Annotated in this window: 18 protein-coding genes; 9 read left to right on the forward strand and 9 right to left on the reverse strand. The window is 63.3% G+C overall.

Going from position 1 to position 16,898, the window contains the following annotated elements; genetic code table 11:
- Positions 1–6: 6 nt before the first annotated feature.
- The 4 genes from infA to JL811_RS09170 all read right to left on the reverse strand — a co-directional run bounded on the left by infA (position 7) and on the right by JL811_RS09170 (position 2,250).
- Positions 7–225: a translation initiation factor IF-1 gene (gene infA, locus JL811_RS09155; RefSeq protein ID WP_202688306.1), complete on the reverse strand. Its 219-nt coding sequence runs from the start codon at positions 223–225 to the stop codon at positions 7–9.
- Between the two features lie 122 nt (positions 226–347).
- The gene (locus JL811_RS09160; protein ID WP_202688516.1) at positions 348–1,223 is read right to left on the reverse strand and encodes a nitrilase-related carbon-nitrogen hydrolase; all 876 of its coding nucleotides are present in this window, start codon (positions 1,221–1,223) and stop codon (positions 348–350) included.
- A gap of 23 nt (positions 1,224–1,246) precedes the next feature.
- Positions 1,247–1,846, reverse strand: a complete 600-nt coding sequence (locus tag JL811_RS09165; protein WP_202688307.1) for a GNAT family N-acetyltransferase — start codon at positions 1,844–1,846, stop codon at positions 1,247–1,249.
- Positions 1,843–2,250, reverse strand: coding sequence for a ketosteroid isomerase-related protein (locus tag JL811_RS09170; protein WP_202688308.1), 408 nt, complete (start codon positions 2,248–2,250; stop codon positions 1,843–1,845). The genes JL811_RS09165 and JL811_RS09170 overlap by 4 nt, the downstream gene beginning before the upstream one ends.
- A gap of 236 nt (positions 2,251–2,486) precedes the next feature.
- Here JL811_RS09170 and proS point away from each other — a divergent pair, with 236 nt between their 5' ends.
- The 6 genes from proS (at position 2,487) to JL811_RS09200 (ending at position 9,176) form a co-directional block, all read left to right on the forward strand.
- The gene (gene proS, locus JL811_RS09175) at positions 2,487–3,827 is read left to right on the forward strand and encodes a proline--tRNA ligase (protein WP_202688309.1); all 1,341 of its coding nucleotides are present in this window, start codon (positions 2,487–2,489) and stop codon (positions 3,825–3,827) included.
- A gap of 92 nt (positions 3,828–3,919) precedes the next feature.
- Entirely contained in the window at positions 3,920–4,618 is a 699-nt protein-coding gene (locus JL811_RS09180; RefSeq protein ID WP_202688310.1) for a molecular chaperone DjiA, read from the forward strand.
- Entirely contained in the window at positions 4,599–5,666 is a 1,068-nt protein-coding gene (locus tag JL811_RS09185; RefSeq protein ID WP_202688311.1) for an endonuclease/exonuclease/phosphatase family protein, read from the forward strand. The genes JL811_RS09180 and JL811_RS09185 overlap by 20 nt, the downstream gene beginning before the upstream one ends.
- Positions 5,667–5,726: 60 nt before the next feature.
- Complete coding sequence (locus JL811_RS09190; RefSeq protein WP_237684889.1) at positions 5,727–6,155, forward strand: AAA+ family ATPase; 429 nt, start codon at positions 5,727–5,729, stop codon at positions 6,153–6,155.
- Positions 6,156–6,269: 114 nt separating this feature from the next.
- On the forward strand, positions 6,270–8,225 hold the full coding sequence (gene parE / locus JL811_RS09195) for a DNA topoisomerase IV subunit B (protein ID WP_202688312.1): 1,956 nt from the start codon (positions 6,270–6,272) through the stop codon (positions 8,223–8,225).
- Positions 8,226–8,441: 216 nt separating this feature from the next.
- A complete protein-coding gene (locus JL811_RS09200; protein WP_202688313.1) occupies positions 8,442–9,176 on the forward strand; it encodes a DUF4145 domain-containing protein in 735 nt (244 codons plus the stop codon).
- Positions 9,177–9,295: 119 nt separating this feature from the next.
- Here JL811_RS09200 and JL811_RS09205 read toward each other — a convergent pair whose 3' ends face one another.
- Positions 9,296–9,748, reverse strand: a complete 453-nt coding sequence (locus tag JL811_RS09205) for an NUDIX domain-containing protein (RefSeq protein ID WP_202688314.1) — start codon at positions 9,746–9,748, stop codon at positions 9,296–9,298.
- A gap of 23 nt (positions 9,749–9,771) precedes the next feature.
- Here JL811_RS09205 and JL811_RS09210 point away from each other — a divergent pair, with 23 nt between their 5' ends.
- Positions 9,772–10,668, forward strand: a complete 897-nt coding sequence (locus tag JL811_RS09210) for an alpha/beta fold hydrolase (protein ID WP_337924736.1) — start codon at positions 9,772–9,774, stop codon at positions 10,666–10,668.
- A 116-nt stretch (positions 10,669–10,784) separates the two neighbouring features.
- Here the strand turns inward: JL811_RS09210 and lysM are convergent, their stop codons facing one another.
- Together lysM and JL811_RS09220 are read right to left on the reverse strand one after the other, a co-directional pair.
- Positions 10,785–11,225 carry a peptidoglycan-binding protein LysM gene (lysM, locus tag JL811_RS09215; RefSeq protein WP_202688315.1) on the reverse strand — a complete coding sequence of 147 codons (441 nt, stop codon included), beginning with the start codon at positions 11,223–11,225 and terminating at the stop codon, positions 10,785–10,787.
- 119 nt (positions 11,226–11,344) lie between these two features.
- On the reverse strand, positions 11,345–13,123 hold the full coding sequence (locus JL811_RS09220) for an ABC transporter transmembrane domain-containing protein (RefSeq protein ID WP_202688316.1): 1,779 nt from the start codon (positions 13,121–13,123) through the stop codon (positions 11,345–11,347).
- Between the two features lie 117 nt (positions 13,124–13,240).
- On the opposite strand from JL811_RS09220, the gene JL811_RS09225 reads away from it, so the two are divergent.
- Positions 13,241–13,927: a haloacid dehalogenase type II gene (locus JL811_RS09225; protein ID WP_202688317.1), complete on the forward strand. Its 687-nt coding sequence runs from the start codon at positions 13,241–13,243 to the stop codon at positions 13,925–13,927.
- Entirely contained in the window at positions 13,924–14,769 is an 846-nt protein-coding gene (locus tag JL811_RS09230) for an alpha/beta fold hydrolase (RefSeq protein WP_202688318.1), read from the forward strand. The genes JL811_RS09225 and JL811_RS09230 overlap by 4 nt, the downstream gene beginning before the upstream one ends.
- Here the strand turns inward: JL811_RS09230 and JL811_RS09235 are convergent.
- Positions 14,741–15,418 (reverse strand): hypothetical protein, encoded by a 678-nt coding sequence (locus JL811_RS09235; RefSeq protein WP_202688319.1) that lies wholly within the window; start codon positions 15,416–15,418, stop codon positions 14,741–14,743. The genes JL811_RS09230 and JL811_RS09235 overlap by 29 nt on opposite strands.
- Before the next feature lie 178 nt (positions 15,419–15,596).
- Positions 15,597–16,694: a TRAP transporter substrate-binding protein gene (locus tag JL811_RS09240; protein ID WP_202688320.1), complete on the reverse strand. Its 1,098-nt coding sequence runs from the start codon at positions 16,692–16,694 to the stop codon at positions 15,597–15,599.
- Positions 16,695–16,898 lie beyond the last annotated feature (204 nt).

A 16,898-nucleotide genomic window follows, 5' to 3' on the forward strand; every position in this document is an offset into this window, starting at 1 on the left:
CGCCGCTTACTTGAAGCGATAATTGATGCGGCCCTTTGACAGGTCATAGGGGGTCATTTCCACCTGCACCTTGTCGCCTGCCAGAACGCGGATGCGGTTTTGCCGCATCTTGCCTGCCATCGTTGCGATCAGTTCATGGCCGTTCTCAAGTTCGACCCTGAATGTCGCATTCGGCAGGAGTTCCTTGACGACACCGGGGAATTCGAGAATGTCTTCCTTGGCCATGGTCTCTCCGAAATGGGTTGCGCCCGCGCATGGGCGCAGGCATCGCCGGGTAAATGCGCTCGATTTCCCGGATTTTCAAGCACAAATACACAGCCGCCCGCCGCTTGTTCCCGACAGGGCCGCTATCGCCCCAGACGCAGGGCCTGTTCGGCCCAGTGCCGGTGGTTGAGAACGCCGCCATCGCGGCGCACTTCGGCAATCGCGGCAAGATCGATATCGGCAAGGGTCCAGCCGGGCCGGTCCAGCCCGCCCTGCGCGATGATCCCGGTGGGAGGAAAACCCCGGTCGGGCGGCCCGTAGAGTGAGGCAGCACCCACATTCTCATCCACCGCAGGACAGAAATCGCAAAGGCCCACGGTGGGGGATTGCACCACAATGCATTGATTTTCCAGCGCCCGCGCCATGGATCCGACCTGCACCCGGGTGAACCCGGCAAGACTGTCGGTGCAGGAGGGCACCAGAAGGATCTCGGCCCCCGCCTCGGCCAGATGCCGCGCCAGAAGCGGGAATTCGCTGTCATAGCAGATCAGGATTCCCAGCCGCCCGACCGGAGTGTCGAACACGCGCAGCCCCCCGGTTCCCGGCACGACAGTCCAGATTTCGCGTTCGAACCGCGTCATGATCTGCTTGTCCTGATGGCCGATCACCCCGTCAGGACCATAAAGTACCGAACGGTTCACCGGACGACTGCCCGGAGAAGGATCGGCAAAGACCGGCGCAGAGGGGCCAAGGATATGCACCTCGTGCCGTGACGCGAGCCCCGCCAGATGTGCCGTCACCGCAGGTCCGTGGCGCGCGGCCTCGTGCAGGGCGGCCTCGATATCCTCTGACACCGCGCGGCCGCCAAGGCTGGCCAGTTCCATGGCGCCATATTCGGGAAAGACCAGCAGATCCGCCCCCTGCCCCGCCGCATCGGCAACCCATTGGTCCATCTTGGCGGTGTAATCGGCAAAGTTGCCGAATTCGGTCAGCGGATAGGCAGCGGTGGCAATGCGGATCTTCGATGTCATCGGCAGGCCCCTTACAATGTGCGCATCCAGAATTGCAGCAGCTTTTTCGTCTCTGCCGCCTTGCCCAGATCGGTCCATGAAAATTCCGCCATCACACCCGGCAAGGGCGCATAGCCGCGCTTGCGCCAGAAGGCATCATTGCTGCGCGCCCCCTTGGGGCGCATCGGATGATCATCAGGGCGCAGGACCGAGCAGAAGGCGACATGGCGCCGCCCCAGCGCGGCGGCATGGGCCTCGCGCTCATCAAAAAAGCGATGCCCGATCCCCCGGCTCCGATATTGCGGCATCAAAACCGATTCCGCGCAATAGAAGATGTCTTGCAACGCGATCCCCATGGGCGCAAAGGCCGCCGCGAATTCACCGGCGTGATCTTCCATCGGGGTGCCGGTTGCCGCCCCGACCAGCCGTGCCCCGTCAAAGGCCCCCACGACGATCGCACCCGCGCTGTTGCGATAGCTTTCCATATAGCGGCGCTCATAGTCCAGTGACCCGTCGTAAAGATAAGGCCAGTCGCGGAACACCGCGATGCGCAGCACCGCCACATCGTCCAATGCGGCCTCAAGCGCCGAACCGGTCAGGGTGCGGACCGATATCTCCCCGGACCCGGTCATTTGACCTGCGCGATCCAGTCATTGAGATTGTAGAAGGTCGTCACCCGTGAAATCCGGTCACCGCGCAGATCGAAAAACGCCCCGGCGGGCAGGATATATGTCTGCCCTTTCGCCTCGGGCAAGCCCGGGTCGGTCTGCAGATATTCGCCATGCACAGTGAATTCCGCCGCCCCCCGCGTGCCGTCCTCATTGGCGAAGATCATGATATCCTTCAGTTCCTCGTGATAGCTGACCCCCATATGCGCGCAGAACTCGGCGAATTTCGCGCGGCCAAGGCGGATCCCGCCCTCATTGACGCGGTGTTCCACATCTTCGGTGACCAGCGCCAGCATGGCGTCAGGATCGGCGGCGTTGAAGGCGGCGTAATAGGCGGCGATGGTCTTGCTGGCGTCATCGGCGGACATGGCGGGTTTCCTTTCATCGCGGTCGCGGCCCCTTCATGCGGGCCGGTTTGGCCGCATATGGCGACAGGGCGGCGACGCTGTCCAGCCCCGGCCCGACCGCCTGCACCGTCCTTGCGACACGGCGCACCACCCTTATGCGCCCGTGCAGGGTGGCGGCGCGGCTTGCCTGCCAGGGGGCAACCCGCTAGGAACGGGCGAAACGACCTGCCCGAAACGCCTGAAAACGAGGCCCGCCCATGCGTCTGTCGCGCTACTTTCTGCCCGTCCTCAAGGAAAACCCTGCCGAAGCCCAGATCGTCAGCCACCGCTACATGCTGCGCGCGGGCATGATCAAGCAGCAGGCGGCGGGGATCTATTCCTGGCTGCCGCTGGGGTTCAAGGTGCTGCGCCGGATCGAACAGATCGTGCATGAGGAACAGATCCGCGCTGGGCATATCCCGCTTCTGATGCCGACGCTGCAACCGGCGGACCTCTGGCGCGAATCCGGGCGCTATGACGATTACGGGCAGGAAATGCTGCGAATCCAGGACCGCCACAAGCGCGACCTGCTGTATGGTCCCACGAATGAGGAGATGATCACCGACATCTTCCGCAGTCATGTGAACAGCTACAAGGATCTGCCGCTGACGCTGTATCACATCCAGTGGAAATTCCGCGATGAGGTGCGTCCGCGTTTCGGCGTGATGCGGGGCCGCGAATTCCTGATGAAGGACGGCTACAACTTCGACGTCGACCGCGATGCCGCCCTTCATGCCTATAACCGCCATATGGTCAGCTATCTGCGCACCTATGAGCGCATGGGCCTGACCGCGATTCCGATGCGCGCGGCCTCGGGACCCATCGGGGGCGACAATACCCATGAATTTCTGGTGCTGGCGCAGACCGGCGAATCGGAAGTCTTCTATGATGACCGCGTGACGGCGCTGAAACTGGGCAGCCGTGAGGTCGATTTCGACAACCGCGCCGAGGTGGAAGCTGTCTGCAACGAGTTCACCACGCTTTACGCCCGCACCGATGAGACGCATGACGCAGATGTCTTCGACCAGATCCCCGAGGAACACCGCAAGGTGGGCCGGGGTATCGAAGTTGGCCAGATCTTCTATTTCGGCACCAAATATTCCGAGGCGATGGGCGCCACGGTCGTCACCGCCGATGGCAGCCGCGTTCCGGTCGAGATGGGCAGCCACGGCATCGGTGTGTCCCGCCTTCTGGGTGCCATCATCGAGGCCAGCCATGATGACAAGGGCATCATCTGGCCCGAAGGCGTGACCCCTTTCCATTGCGGTATCGTGAACCTGAAACAGGGCGATGCCGGCACGGATGCCGCCTGTGAAGCGCTTTACAAGGCACTGAAACTGGGCGGACTTGATCCGCTTTATGATGACCGCGACGAACGAGCAGGCGCGAAATTCGCCACGATGGACCTGATCGGCCTGCCCTGGCGCATCACGGTCGGGCCGCGCGGACTGGCAGCGGGCAAGGTCGAACTGACCTCGCGCCGCAGCGGCATCAGCGAGGAAATGACGCCCGAAGAGGCCATCGCGCGGATTGGCGCGATCTATGCCGATCACCCCTGATCCGGCACCCTGCCGCATGGCCCGCATCACAGGCGGGTCATGCGACCATTTCCCCGCCTGACAGCACCGGAATGAGCGGATAAGATTGGTCCATGTCGCTTTGGTCCCGCATTGCCGCTGCCCTGTCTGCCCTTGCCGCCGGTGAAGGGCTGGCTGCGGTGTTCGACCGCCTGCGCGGCGAAGGCGGGGTTTGCGCCGAACGTTCGGTCGGGTTCACCATCGCCGTCATCGCGCTGGGGGCCAAGATGGCCAAGGCCGACGGTCAGGTGACACGCGGCGAGGTCGCGATGTTCCGCCGTCTGTTCGTGATTCCGCCTGACGAAGAGGCCAATGCCGCCCGCGTCTTCGATCTTGCCCGGCAGGATGTGGCGGGCTTTGACGCCTATGCCCGCAAGATCCGCGCCATGTTCGGTACCGATGACAATCGCGTGCTGATCGACGTGCTTGAGGCGCTGTTCCACATCGCCATGGCCGATGACAATTTCCATCCCGCCGAAGACGCCTTTCTGCATGAGGTCGCGATGATCTTCGGGCTGGGGGAACCCTGTTTCCGCGCCATGCGCGCGCGCTTTGTCGAGGGCGCGCCCCGCGATCCTTATGAAATTCTGGGCTTGCCGGCAGGCGCCAGCCGCGATCAGGCACGCGCGGCGTGGAAACAGGCGGTTCTGGACAGCCATCCCGACCGCCTGATTGCGCGGGGCGTGCCGCCCGAGGCTGTGCAGCTTGCCTCACGCCGCCTGATCGCGGTCAATGCAGCCTGGGCCGAAATCAATGGCCAGCAAGCGGCCTGAGGCCGGGGCGAAGGCCCCGCCCCGTCTGCGCATCGCCACCTATAATGTCGAATGGTTCAATGCGCTGTTCGATGATGACGGGCTGATGCTGCCCGACAGCCAACGCTCGGCCCGGCACGGGATCAGCCGGGGCGAGCAACTGGGCGCGCTGGGGATCGTCTTCACCGCGCTGGATGCCGATGGCATCCTGATTGTCGAGGCCCCGGACCAAAGCCGCAAACGCAGCACGACCCGCGCGCTGGACGGATTCGCACGGCATTTCGGCCTGCGCGCCCGCCGCGCGCTGATCGGGTTTCAAAGCGACACGGAACAGGAGATTGCCTTTCTGTTCGATCCTGACCGCATAGGCGTCCGGCATGACCCGCAAGGCACCGATCCGCTGCATGCCGACCCATCGGATATTCCGCGTTTCGACGGGGTGTTCCGCCATGACCTGAATGCCGATGCACAGCCCGAGCGGATCAGCTTTTCCAAACCACCCCTGGAACTGGCTTTGCAGGCCGGGGGGCGCGCTATCCGCCTGATCGGGGTGCATGCCAAATCCAAGGCCCCGCATGGTGCCCGCAGCCCCGATGAGGCCATGCGCATCGGCATCGAGAACCGACGCAAGCAACTGGCGCAATGCCTGTGGCTGCGCCAGCGCGCGCGCCGCCATCTGGAAAGCGGTGACAGCCTGATCGTGCTGGGCGATTTCAATGACGGGCCGGGGCTTGATGAATATGAAAAGCTGTTCGGCCAGTCGGGCGTCGAGATCGTCATGGGACTGCACGAAGATCCCGGCCTGCGCCTGCGCGAACCCCATGCGGAACTGGCACTGCAATCACGGATCGGGCTGTCGGCCAGCACGGCGCGGTTCTGGCTGGATCGCGAAAAACGCTATTTCGAGGCGCTTCTGGATTTCATTCTGGTCAGCGCCGATCTGGCCGCGACCGGCCCGCGCTGGCGCATCTGGCATCCGCTGAATGATCCGGATTGCTGGCAGAACCCCGATCTTCGCGAGGCGCTGCTGACGGCCTCCGACCATTTCCCGGTCAGCATTGACCTTTGATCGGCAGTGATGCGGCCCCGCTGTCTGGAAATGCGGCGCGGCGCTTCCCATATTCCGGGAATGAAACACCCGCTGCCCTCCCTGCTGCCCCTGCCCTCTCTGCTGCTCTGTGCGGCACTCGCCCTGCCCGCCGCCCCTGTCATGGCGCAGGACGGCCCGATCCTGCCCACGCCCGAGGTGGAACAGGAACCCGACCCCGGCCTGATCGGGCAAGGGCTGCGGCGACTGTTCGAAGGTCTCTTGCGCGACATGGAACCGGCGCTGGATGAAATGGGCCGCGCGTTGCAGGAACTGGAACCCATCGCGCGCGACCTTGCGGAACTTCTGGGCGATGTGCGCCATTACGACCCGCCCGAACGGCTGCCCAATGGCGATATCATCATCCGGCGCAAACCCGGCGCCCCGCCGCCGCCCGATGTTCCGTCCGCGCCGCAGCGCCCCGCACCGGCCGATCCCGCACCACTGGAACCACCCCAGATCGACCTTTAGGCGCGACCCGCAACACGGCGTTTCCGGCTTTGCCCCTACCACCGCTTGCGCCTTGGCGGTGCGGATGGTCTAATCCTGCCCTGACAGACCAAAAACAAGAATCGAGCAATCCGCATGGCCCATGACCTTCTTTCCGCGGCGCAAGACAGCTATGACGCCTCCTCTATCGAGGTGCTGGAAGGGCTGGAACCTGTCCGCAAACGTCCGGGCATGTATATCGGCGGCACGGATGAACGCGCGCTGCATCATCTGGTCGCGGAAGTGCTGGACAACTCGATGGATGAGGCCGTGGCAGGCCATGCCAACCGCATCGAGATTGAACTTCACGCCGACCATTCGGTGACGGTCCGCGATAACGGACGCGGCATCCCGATTGACCCGCATCCGAAATTCCCCGGCAAATCCGCGCTTGAGGTGATCCTGTGCACGCTGCATTCGGGCGGCAAGTTTTCGGGCAAGTCCTATGAAACCTCGGGCGGGTTGCACGGCGTCGGCGCCTCGGTCGTCAATGCGCTGTCGGATGTGATGGTGGTTGAGGTCGCGCGCAACCGCGAACTTTACCGGCAAAGCTTTTCGCGTGGCATCCCGCAGGGCCCGGTCGAAAAGGTCGGCCCCGCCCCCAACCGGCGCGGAACCACGGTGCTGTTCCATCCCGATGCCGAGATTTTCGGCTCGCTGCAACTGAAGCCCGCGCGGCTGCTGAAGATGGTGCGCTCCAAGGCCTATCTGTTCTCGGGCGTGGAAATCCGCTGGAAATCCGCCGTCAATGATGGCGAAACCCCGCTTGAGGCGGTGTTCCACTTTCCCGGCGGTCTGGCCGATTACCTGTCGGACACGATGGAAAAGGCCACGACCTATGCCGACCGCCCCTTTGCCGGAAAGGTGCAGTTTCAGGAAAAGTTCGGCGTTCCCGGCTCGGTCGAATGGGCGATCAACTGGACGCCCTCGCGCGACGGGTTCATCCAGTCCTATTGCAACACCGTGCCCACGCCCGAGGGCGGCACGCATGAGGCCGGTTTCTGGGCCGCGATCCTGAAAGGCATCCGGGCCTATGGCGATCTGGTCAAGAACCGCAAGGCCGAGCAGATCACGCGCGAGGATCTGCTGACCGGGGGCTGCGCGCTGGTCTCCTGCTTCATCCGCGAGCCGCAATTCGTGGGCCAGACCAAGGACCGGCTGTCGACCGAGGAAGCCGCGAAATATGTCGAGGGCGCTGTGCGCGACCATTTCGACAACTGGCTGGCGGCGGATACGAAATCGGCGGGTGCTATCCTTGATTTTCTGGTGCTGCGCGCCGAGGAACGCCTGCGCCGCCGTCAGGAAAAGGAAACCGCGCGCAAGTCAGCGACGAAAAAGCTGCGCCTGCCCGGAAAACTGACCGATTGCACGGCAAAGAACCGCGAGGGCACTGAACTTTTCATCGTGGAAGGCGATTCCGCAGGCGGATCGGCCAAGGGCGCACGCCGCCGCGAAACACAGGCGCTGCTGCCGCTCAAGGGCAAGATCCTGAACGTGCTGGGCGCGGCCTCGTCGAAACTGGGCGACAATGCCGAGATCCGCGATATCTGTGAGGCGCTTGGCGTCGGTATGGGCACAAGGTTCAAGCTGGATGATCTGCGCTATGAAAAGATCATCATCATGACCGATGCCGATGTCGATGGCGCGCATATCGCGGCGCTGCTGATGACGTTTTTCTACACCCAGATGCGGCCCCTGATCGACAAGGGGCATCTTTATCTGGCCTGCCCGCCGCTGTACCGCCTGACACAAGGCGCGCGGCGCATGTATGTGCCCGATGAGGCGGAAAAGGAATTGTGGCTGGCCAAGGGTCTGGGCGGCAAGGGCAAGATCGACGTGCAGCGCTTCAAGGGGCTTGGCGAAATGGATGCCAAGGACCTGAAGGAAACCACGATGGACCCCGCCACCCGCAAGCTGATCCGCGTCAGCATTGATGAGGATGAACCCGGCGAAACCGGCGATCTGGTGGAACGGCTGATGGGCAAGAAACCGGAATTGCGGTTCCAGTATATTCAGGAGAATGCGCGGTTTGTGGAGGATGTGGATTTGTGAGGGGGGGGTGGTAGCTGGCACAAGGTGTTTGAAGGACGGATTGGCGGCCAGAGCAGACGGTAGCAATGTATGCCAGCTTGCATCCAAGCAAGCTGAAGAGGTGAAAATGGCAATCCGCGAAGAGGCCGTGTAGGCTGTATATCCCACCACTTGTTAGCAGCACCGCCGCGCCGTAAATCGTGGTGGCACCCAGACTTTAACGCAGCCTGCGAGGCAATGATGAATTTCACCTGCCCATACTGCCAGACAGCACAGATCATTCAACGTGATCAGATCCATCGTATCCTTAGTAAATTTCACATCGGAGATAACGCCGAGGGATCAATTGGCCTCGATTATCAAGCGATCTGCTGCGTCAATCCGCCCTGCAGGAAAACCTCACTTAGCGCTAGTTTGGTAAAAGTGGCCACGACCCCAAGCCAGACCTACAAAATAGTGGGTAAACTCTATACTTGGAATCTGCTACCTCGGGGGACCGCACGTCCATTACCTGACTATATTCCTTTATCAATTCGAGAAGACTATACCGAAGCATGTTTGATTGCAGACCTCAGCCCTAAGGCCGCTGCCACCTTAATACGCAGATGTCTTCAAGGCATGATCCGTGACTTCTGCCAGATCGCGAAGCCAACTCTGTATGCTGAAATTGCAGAACTAAAGCGGCTTCTAGATCAAGACATTGCCCCAAAGGGTGTATCAGATGAAAGCATTGAAGCCATTGATAGCATTAGATCAATAGGAAACATTGGCGCACATATGGAAAAGGACATCAGTGTCATCATCCCCGTAGACGCCGAAGAAGCGAGGCTATTAATAAATCTGACGGAAATGCTTTTTGATGAGTGGTATATCGCCAGAGCTAGGCGGGAACACCGTCTCTCGGCATTAAAGGAGGTCGCCACATCCAAAGAGACACTTCGTAAGAGCATTTCAGCACCCGATGGAGCATAAATACGAATCGCCGCCGCCTCATAAGCATTTATGAACTGACCGCGCCCTTCGTCCCGCACAGCTACCTGACAGGACCGGATCGCCCCCGGGCGCGATAACAATGGTCAAATTTCCCCCCCTCACCGCACAATCACCTCCAGCGGATCATACAACACCCCCTCCCCCCAGGCCGCCTCAATCAGGCTGTCCGGCTTGAACCTTATCCCCCGCATTTCCTCCCGGCTGAAAAACCGCCTCTCGGTCACCACCCCCTCGGGGTCGCGCCAGTCGTCAGACAACTCCCCCGCAACGATCCGGGCGCGGAAGTAGAGATCGACCTGATGAAAGGGCCGCCCCGGCGCGTGGAATTCATTGACCAGCGCAGGATCGCCCACCTCAATCTGCAGCCCGGTTTCCTCGGCCACCTCACGGATCAGGTTCTCGGGCAGGCTTGAATGCATCTCCACCCCGCCCCCCGGCGCGCACCACAGGTCCGACACGCCCCCCGCATAGGCATTGACCAGCAACAGCCGGTCCTGATGCAGGATCAGGGCGCGGACGGCAAGGCGCGGGGAGGGGCTTCGGGCGGTCATGGGGTGACACGCTGGCAAGTGACGTGACGTTTGTCCAGCACCCGCTTTGCGGATCGGCGCGCGCGGCCTATATTTGCACCATGAAAAACCTGCTGCTTCCTCTGGCGCTGACCCTTGCCGCCTTGCCGCTGGCGGCGCAAACCGATCTGGGCGACATCCTGACCGGCGTGATGGAACGGGGTGAGGCGCTGGTGGGCAAGGACCACGCATCTGATGCCCCCGCCCCCACCGCCTGTGTCGTGCTGCTGCACGGGCTGGCCCGGACCGAAAATTCCTTCCTCGGGATGGAGGCCGCACTGACAGCGCAGGGCTACCGCGTCGTAAACCGGGGCTATCCCTCGACCAGCAATGATATCGCGGATCTGGCGGAAAACCATGTCGGCCGGGCCATCGCCGAATGCAACGGGCTGCCGGTCCATTTCGTGACGCATTCCATGGGCGGGATTCTGGTCCGCGCCTGGCTGGTGCATCACGATACGCAGGAACGCGGCTCGGAACTGGGCCATGTCGTCATGCTGGCCCCGCCCAATGGCGGGTCCGAACTGGTTGATCTTCTGTCCGATTTCGCGCCCTTCGAATGGGTGCATGGACCTGCGGGGGAACAGCTGGGCACCGGGCCGGGCAGTTTCCCCGCCAGCCTGCCGCCGGTGGATTTCAGCCTTGGGGTGATCGCGGGCGACCGCACGATGAATCCCGCCGCCTCGGCGCTGATCCCCGGCGCGGATGATGGCAAGGTTTCGGTTGAAAACACGAAGGCCGAAGGCATGACCGATCATCTGGTCCTGCCGGTCACCCACACTTTCATGATGAACAACCCCACCGTGATCGCGCAAATCCTGCATTTCCTGAAATCAGGCCGGTTCGACCCCGGATTGCCCTTTCTGGAATCGGTGGAAATCACGCTGGGCAAACTGCCCTAGGTGAAGGGCTCTGGCTGCGTAGCCCCGGCGCCGCGGTCCTTCCCTGACGCAAAAGGCCAATGACGCAAAAGGCCGGAGCCGCCATGCCCCGGCCTTTGGTCTGGCTGTACCTGCGATCAGGATTTCGGGATGCGCAGCACCTGCCCCGGATAGATCTTGTCGGGATGGGTCAGCATCGGCTTGTTGGCCTCGAAAATCTCGGGATAGCGATTGGCATTACCCAGCGTTTTCTTCGCGATGGCCGACAGCGTGTCGCCCTTCACAACGGTATGAAAGACCGGTGCAGCCTCGGTATCGGGCACGTCGTCCTGCACCTCGGCCACGCCCGCGACATTGCCGACGGCAAGAATGACCTTTTCCTTCATTTCCTGACTGACCGCCTTGCCCGAGACGACAACCTTGCCATCCTCGGCCACCTTGATGTCCAGCCCGCTGGCATCCAGCCCCAGATCCTTGACCTCCTGCTGCAACACCGTTTCCTGCGGCAATTCGGACGCCTCGGCCTTTGAGCCGAACAGCGACTTGCCCGCATCCTTGACGAAACTCCAGATACCCATATCGATTCCCCACATAATGACGGGCGCAACGGCCCGGACAGGGGCAGTATGGACGGGATGCGCGCGGGATCAATCACCCAATTGGCGCGGCACGGGGGAAAGCCTGCGATTTCCCCCCGTCACATCCCGCCATCGGTGAATTGCAGCCGTGCCAGTCGCGCATAAAGCCCGTCTTCGGCGACCAGTTCCTCATGCGTGCCGGTCGCGACGATCCGCCCCTGATCGAAAACCACGATGCGGTCGGCCTTCTTCACGGTGGCCAGTCGATGCGCGACCACCAGCGTCGTGCGGTCCTTCGACAAATCCTCAACCGCCTGCTGCACCGCGCGTTCAGATTCGGCATCCAGCGCGCTTGTCGCCTCATCCAGCAGCAGCACCGGGGCATCGCGCAGGATCGCGCGTGCAATGGCGATGCGCTGTTTCTGCCCGCCCGACAGCATGACCCCGCGTTCGCCGACATAGCTGTCATAGCCCTGCGGCAGCGCGGTCAGGAAGTCATGCGCGGCCGCGGCCCGGGCGGCGGTTTCAACCTCGGCATCCGTCGCATCGGGGCGGCCAAAACGGATGTTTTCCCGCGCGGTGGTGGCAAAGATCACCGGATCCTGCGGCACCAGTGCGATCTCGCGCCGGAAATCCGACCGGGCCAGCGTCGCGATATCCTGCCCGTCCAGCAGGATCCGGCCCTGTTGCGGGTCATAGAACCGCAGCAGCAGCTGCAGGATCGTGGTCTTGCCTGCCCCGGACGGTCCGACCAGAGCCACCGTCTCACCGGGTTTCACATGCAGATCCACCCCGTCCAGCGCCGAAACCTCGGGCCGCGCGGGATAGCGGAAGCGCAGCCCTTCCAGACGGATCTCACCGCGCAAAGGACGGATCAGGGCCAGTGGCTGGGTCGGATCCTGCACCGGATCATCCGTCGTCAGCAATTCGACCAGCCGTTCGGTCGCCCCCGCCGCGCGCTGCAATTCGCCCCAGATTTCCGACAAGGCGCCGACCGAGCCTGCAACCATCACCGCATAGATCAGGAACTGCACCAGTTCCCCCGGCGACATCACCCCCGCGCGCACATCCCGCGCGCCGATCCACAACACACCGACCACACCGGTGAAGACCAGAAAGATCACGATCGCGGTCATCACCGCCCGGGTGCCGATGCGCTTGCGGGCCGAAATGAAACTTTTCTCGGTCACATCGCCGAAGGTCCGACGCGAGGGGGCTTCATGGGTGAAGGACTGCACCGCCTGCACCGACAAAAGCGCCTCGGAGGCATTGCCGGAACTGACCGCGATCCAGTCCTGATTCTCACGGCTGAGCGCGCGCAGACGGCGCCCCAGAACGATGATCGGCACCACGACCGCCGGAACGATCAGCAGGACCAGCCCGGTCAGTTTTGCCGAGGTGAACATAAGCGCCACCAGCCCGCCCAGCAGGATAAGCACATTGCGCAGAGCAACCGAGACCGAGGACCCGATCACCGACAGGATCAGCGTCGTATCCGTGGTGATGCGCGACAGGACCTCTCCGGTCAGGATGCGTTCAAAGAAGGCAGGACTCATCCCGATGACCCGGTCGAACAGCGCGCGGCGGATATCGGCGACAACCCGTTCCCCCAGCCGGGTCACAAGGAAATAGCGCAGCCCCGTTCCCACGGCCAGCAGCGCCGCAATCGCCAGCGAGGCCAGAAAATACTGATCCAGCAGCGCCGCGCGATCCTCGTTGAACCCGTCGACCACACGGCGCACGGCCAAAGGCAGGGCAAGGGCCACCACGGCCGTCAGCACCAGCGCGCCAAAGGCGGCCAGCGTCTGGCCGCGATAGGGTGCCAGATAGGGCAGAAGCCCCCGCAACGCGCCAACGCGCTTTGAGCTGTCGCGTTGCTCATTCATCCCGTCTGCCATGCCACCCCCTGCTTGCGGACCGGGTTCGGGTTTAGGCGCTGGCGGGCGCTGTCGCAAGCGACGCTATTGCCGCGCCTCCCCCTTTTCCAAATGGCGGCGCTGTGACAGGCTGCGGCCATGAAACCGGATCTGTGCATATTCGATGCCTATGGCACGCTGTTCGATGTGGCGGGTGCTGCACGGCTTGCCGCAGCCGAACCCGGGGGCGCGGCGCTGACCGCCTGCTGGCCGCGTCTGGCGCAGGACTGGCGGGCCAAGCAGCTGGAATACACATGGCAGCGCGCCATCACCGGCCCCCATTGCGATTTCGCGCAGGTGACCGCCGATGCATTGGACTGGGCGATGGAGGCGGCGGGTCTTGCCGATGACGGGCTGCGCGCAAGGCTGCTGGCGCTGTATGACCATCTGCCCGCCTATCCCGAAGTGCCCGGAATGCTGACCCGGCTGAAGGCGCGCGGGCTGACCACGGCGATCCTGTCGAATGGCAGCCCGGCCATGCTGAAGGCCGCCATTGCCTCGGCAGGGATCGGCGACCGGCTGGATGCGGTGCTTTCTGTGGAAAGTGTGGGCCGGTTCAAACCCGCGCCCGAGGTTTACGGGCTGGTCGAGGCGCGGTTCGGCCTGCCCCCGGCTGCGGGGCTGTTCATCTCCTCCAACGGCTGGGATATCGCCGGGGCGGCCGCCTTTGGTTTCAACACGGTCTGGGTCAAGCGCGCGGGCCTGCCCGTTGACCGCCTGCCGGGCCGCCCGGGGCGCATCCTGCCTGACCTCTCCTCCATCCCCGACCTGCCGGAGTTGCAATGACCCGTTTTTTCACCGCTGCCGATGGTGCCCTCCTTGCCTATCGTGATGAGGGGGAGGGCATTCCCCTGCTGTGTCTGGCAGGGCTGACGCGGACGATGGGCGATTTCGACTACATGATCCCGCATCTGCCGCCCTGCCGCCTGATCCGCATGGATTATCGCGGGCGCGGGCAAAGTGACCGGACGGGTGCCGCCAGCTACACGGTGCCGCAAGAGGCGCGCGACGCGCTGGATCTGCTGGACCATCTGGGGGTGGCGCGGGCGGCGGTGCTGGGCACATCGCGCGGGGGGTTGATCGCGATGCTGCTGGCCGCCACTGCAAAGGACCGTCTGGCAGGCATCTGCCTGAACGATATCGGCCCCGAGATCGCCCGGTCGGGGCTGGAGCGCATCATGGATTATGTCGGGCGCAATCCGCGCGCCGGTTCCCATGCGGAACTGGCCGCAGCGCTGCCGCGCAACATGCCGGGATTTGCCAATGTGCCGCTTGATCGCTGGCTGGCCGAGGCACGGCTGCATTACACCGCCAGCGACAAGGGGCTGCGCATCACTTATGACCCGGCACTGCGCGAGGCGTTTCTGGCCGCTTTCAAAGGCCCCGAGGCCGATCTCTGGCCTTTGTTTGATGCCTGCGCTGGCCTGCCGCTGGCGCTGATCCGGGGCGCGAATTCGGATCTTCTGACGCCTGCCACCGCGGCGGAAATGCGCCACCGCCGCCCCGACATGATTTTTGCCGATGTGCCGGACCGCGCGCATATTCCGTTTCTGGATGAACCGGAATCACTGGCAGTGCTGCGAAGTTTTCTGGACCGGGTCAGAACTCAAGCCACAGACCCAGCTTGAACCGCGGATCGCGCGGCCCCACCACCCCGACCGAGGGCGCGGCAAGCAGATGCGCCGGACCAAGGCGAAAAGCCACCGCCGGTTCGATCCTGACAAGGGGGCTGCCGCCCTGACGCATCCATCCCTGCGCCTGAAGCATCAGTTTCAGACGTTCCCCCCACGCAATGCCGATGGTCGCGTCCAGTTTGGCGCTGTGGCGCGCGGCAATCCAGTCTATGGTCAGGACACGCTCAACCTGCGCATCGACCACCATCCAGCCATCGCCCCAGCGGCTTTCAAACCCACGTCCCCAGGACAGCCCCGCCCGCGCGGCAAGTTCGCGCGTGCCCGCCATATGTGCCCAGCTTCGCGCGGCATGGCTTTCGCGCGATTCCAGACCGGTTTCCATCGACAGGATCCAGCCCCCCTTTCCCCGCCAGAGCGGGCGGCGGACAAAGCCCGCAATGACCGGATAGGCATGGCCGCGGATCTGCGTGACCTCGACCCCCAGCGTCAGATCAAAGCCAATCCCGTACTCGGCATAGACCTGTCGGCGCATGCCGTCAGTGGTCAGCGCGATGAAACCATCGCCGCGATCCCGGGGCCATGGACCGGCCTGACCTGCGGTGGCCAGACCGATCCAGACCAGAACTGCCACAACCATCCGCATCGTCACCACCTTCCGGCCAAATCTGCGGCAGGTCTGGTTAACAAGGCGTGAATTTAACAAGGCATGACTCAAACCGGTGGTGCCATCCGCTCCGGCACTCCGGATGGAAAAGACCCGGGAAATGGAAAAGGCCCGGGCAGATGCCCGGGCCTTCTGACTGTCACGCGATGGCCTGCGATCAGTAGCTGATGTATTTCTGGCGCGCCTCGACAAAGCCGCGATCGGTGCCTTCGGTCTTCTGACGCACGATGCGCAGCGCCTCGACAAAGCTTTCGGCGGTCTTCTTGGTCAGCGCATCGCTGCTGTCCAGAAGTTCCGTCACCAGTTCCTGCGCGCCTTTCGCTGCGGCCTCGAGGATATCCTCGGGGAATTCCGAATGCAGCGTCACGCCATGGTCATTGACCAGCGTCTGCAGCGCCCGCGGGTCATTGGCCGCGAAATCGGCGGCGACATTGTCATATTCCGCAGCACAGGCATCGCGCACGATGGCCTGCAGGTTCGCAGGCAGCGCCTGAAACTTCGCCTTGTCCACAACGCATTCGGTCGCAAGGCCGGGCTCGATGAAGGAGGAGGTGTAGTAATGCTTGCAGACCTGATGGAAACCAAGTGCCAGGTCATTATACGGCCCCACGAATTCGGCCGCATCCAGCGCGCCCGATTGCAGCGCGGCAAAGATTTCGCCAGCGGCAAGGTTGGTGACTGACGCGCCGATCTTCTGCCAGACCTGCCCGCCCAGACCGGGGGTGCGGAAGCGCAGGCCCTGCACATCCTGCAGACCGGTCAGTTCGTTGCGGAACCAGCCGCCCGCCTGCGTGCCGGTATCGCCCGACAGGAAGCCCTGCAGACCGAACTGGTCATAGATCTCGTCCCAGATTTCCTGCCCGCCCATATGGCGCACCCAGGCGGTCAGTTCGCGCGAGGTCATGCCGAAGGGAACGCCGGTGAAGAAGGACAGGCCCACGGATTTGTTCTGCCAGTAATAGGCGGCGCCATGGCTCATCTCGGCGGATTGGTCGATCACCGCATCCAGCGCCTGCAAGGGCGGCACCATCTCACCGGCGGCAAAGACCTGAACGGTCAGCGCCCCGTCGCTGGCGGCCGTGATCCGGTCGGCCAGACGCTGCGCGCCCACGCCCAGACCCGGAAAGTTTTTCGGCCAGGTCGTGACCATGCGCCAGGTCATGCGGCCCTGCGCCACGGCCGGGGCGGCAAGGGTGCTGGCCGCAGCGGCGGTGCCGCCAAGGGCCGAGGTTCTCAGAAACGAGCGTCTGTCCATCTTGGTCTTCCTCCCAAAAGCTGCGGAACCCTGCCCGCAGAACCGGTTACCGTCCACCCCGCCCGGCGCTGCGATCCCGAGGACCGGCAGCCCCCCGTGACAAGGCTTTCTGTGCTTTCTGTTTCGCCGCCCCATCTATGCGAGCCGATGCCGCCGGATCAAGCCCTGATGGCGGTGCCGCATGCTCAGGCGGGCGGCGGTCTG

The organism is Szabonella alba (assembly GCF_016765775.1).
Lineage (GTDB): Bacteria > Pseudomonadota > Alphaproteobacteria > Rhodobacterales > Rhodobacteraceae > Szabonella > Szabonella alba.

Bases quoted from the DNA above. Each gene is read 5' to 3' on its own strand.
- JL811_RS09235 (WP_202688319.1), bottom strand. From the start codon at position 15,418: ATGCGGATGGTTGTGGCAGTTCTGGTCTGGATCGGTCTGGCCACCGCA.
- JL811_RS09205 (WP_202688314.1), bottom strand. From the start codon at position 9,748: ATGACCGCCCGAAGCCCCTCCCCGCGCCTTGCCGTCCGCGCCCTGATC.
- JL811_RS09200 (WP_202688313.1), top strand. From the start codon at position 8,442: ATGATGAATTTCACCTGCCCATACTGCCAGACAGCACAGATCATTCAA.
- JL811_RS09220 (WP_202688316.1), bottom strand. From the start codon at position 13,123: ATGGCAGACGGGATGAATGAGCAACGCGACAGCTCAAAGCGCGTTGGC.
- JL811_RS09225 (WP_202688317.1), top strand. From the start codon at position 13,241: ATGAAACCGGATCTGTGCATATTCGATGCCTATGGCACGCTGTTCGAT.
- JL811_RS09165 (WP_202688307.1), bottom strand. From the start codon at position 1,846: ATGACCGGGTCCGGGGAGATATCGGTCCGCACCCTGACCGGTTCGGCG.
- JL811_RS09185 (WP_202688311.1), top strand. From the start codon at position 4,599: ATGGCCAGCAAGCGGCCTGAGGCCGGGGCGAAGGCCCCGCCCCGTCTG.
- JL811_RS09180 (WP_202688310.1), top strand. From the start codon at position 3,920: ATGTCGCTTTGGTCCCGCATTGCCGCTGCCCTGTCTGCCCTTGCCGCC.
- infA (WP_202688306.1), bottom strand. From the start codon at position 225: ATGGCCAAGGAAGACATTCTCGAATTCCCCGGTGTCGTCAAGGAACTC.
- JL811_RS09240 (WP_202688320.1), bottom strand. From the start codon at position 16,694: ATGGACAGACGCTCGTTTCTGAGAACCTCGGCCCTTGGCGGCACCGCC.
- JL811_RS09230 (WP_202688318.1), top strand. From the start codon at position 13,924: ATGACCCGTTTTTTCACCGCTGCCGATGGTGCCCTCCTTGCCTATCGT.
- proS (WP_202688309.1), top strand. From the start codon at position 2,487: ATGCGTCTGTCGCGCTACTTTCTGCCCGTCCTCAAGGAAAACCCTGCC.
- parE (WP_202688312.1), top strand. From the start codon at position 6,270: ATGGCCCATGACCTTCTTTCCGCGGCGCAAGACAGCTATGACGCCTCC.
- lysM (WP_202688315.1), bottom strand. From the start codon at position 11,225: ATGGGTATCTGGAGTTTCGTCAAGGATGCGGGCAAGTCGCTGTTCGGC.
- JL811_RS09190 (WP_237684889.1), top strand. From the start codon at position 5,727: ATGAAACACCCGCTGCCCTCCCTGCTGCCCCTGCCCTCTCTGCTGCTC.
- JL811_RS09170 (WP_202688308.1), bottom strand. From the start codon at position 2,250: ATGTCCGCCGATGACGCCAGCAAGACCATCGCCGCCTATTACGCCGCC.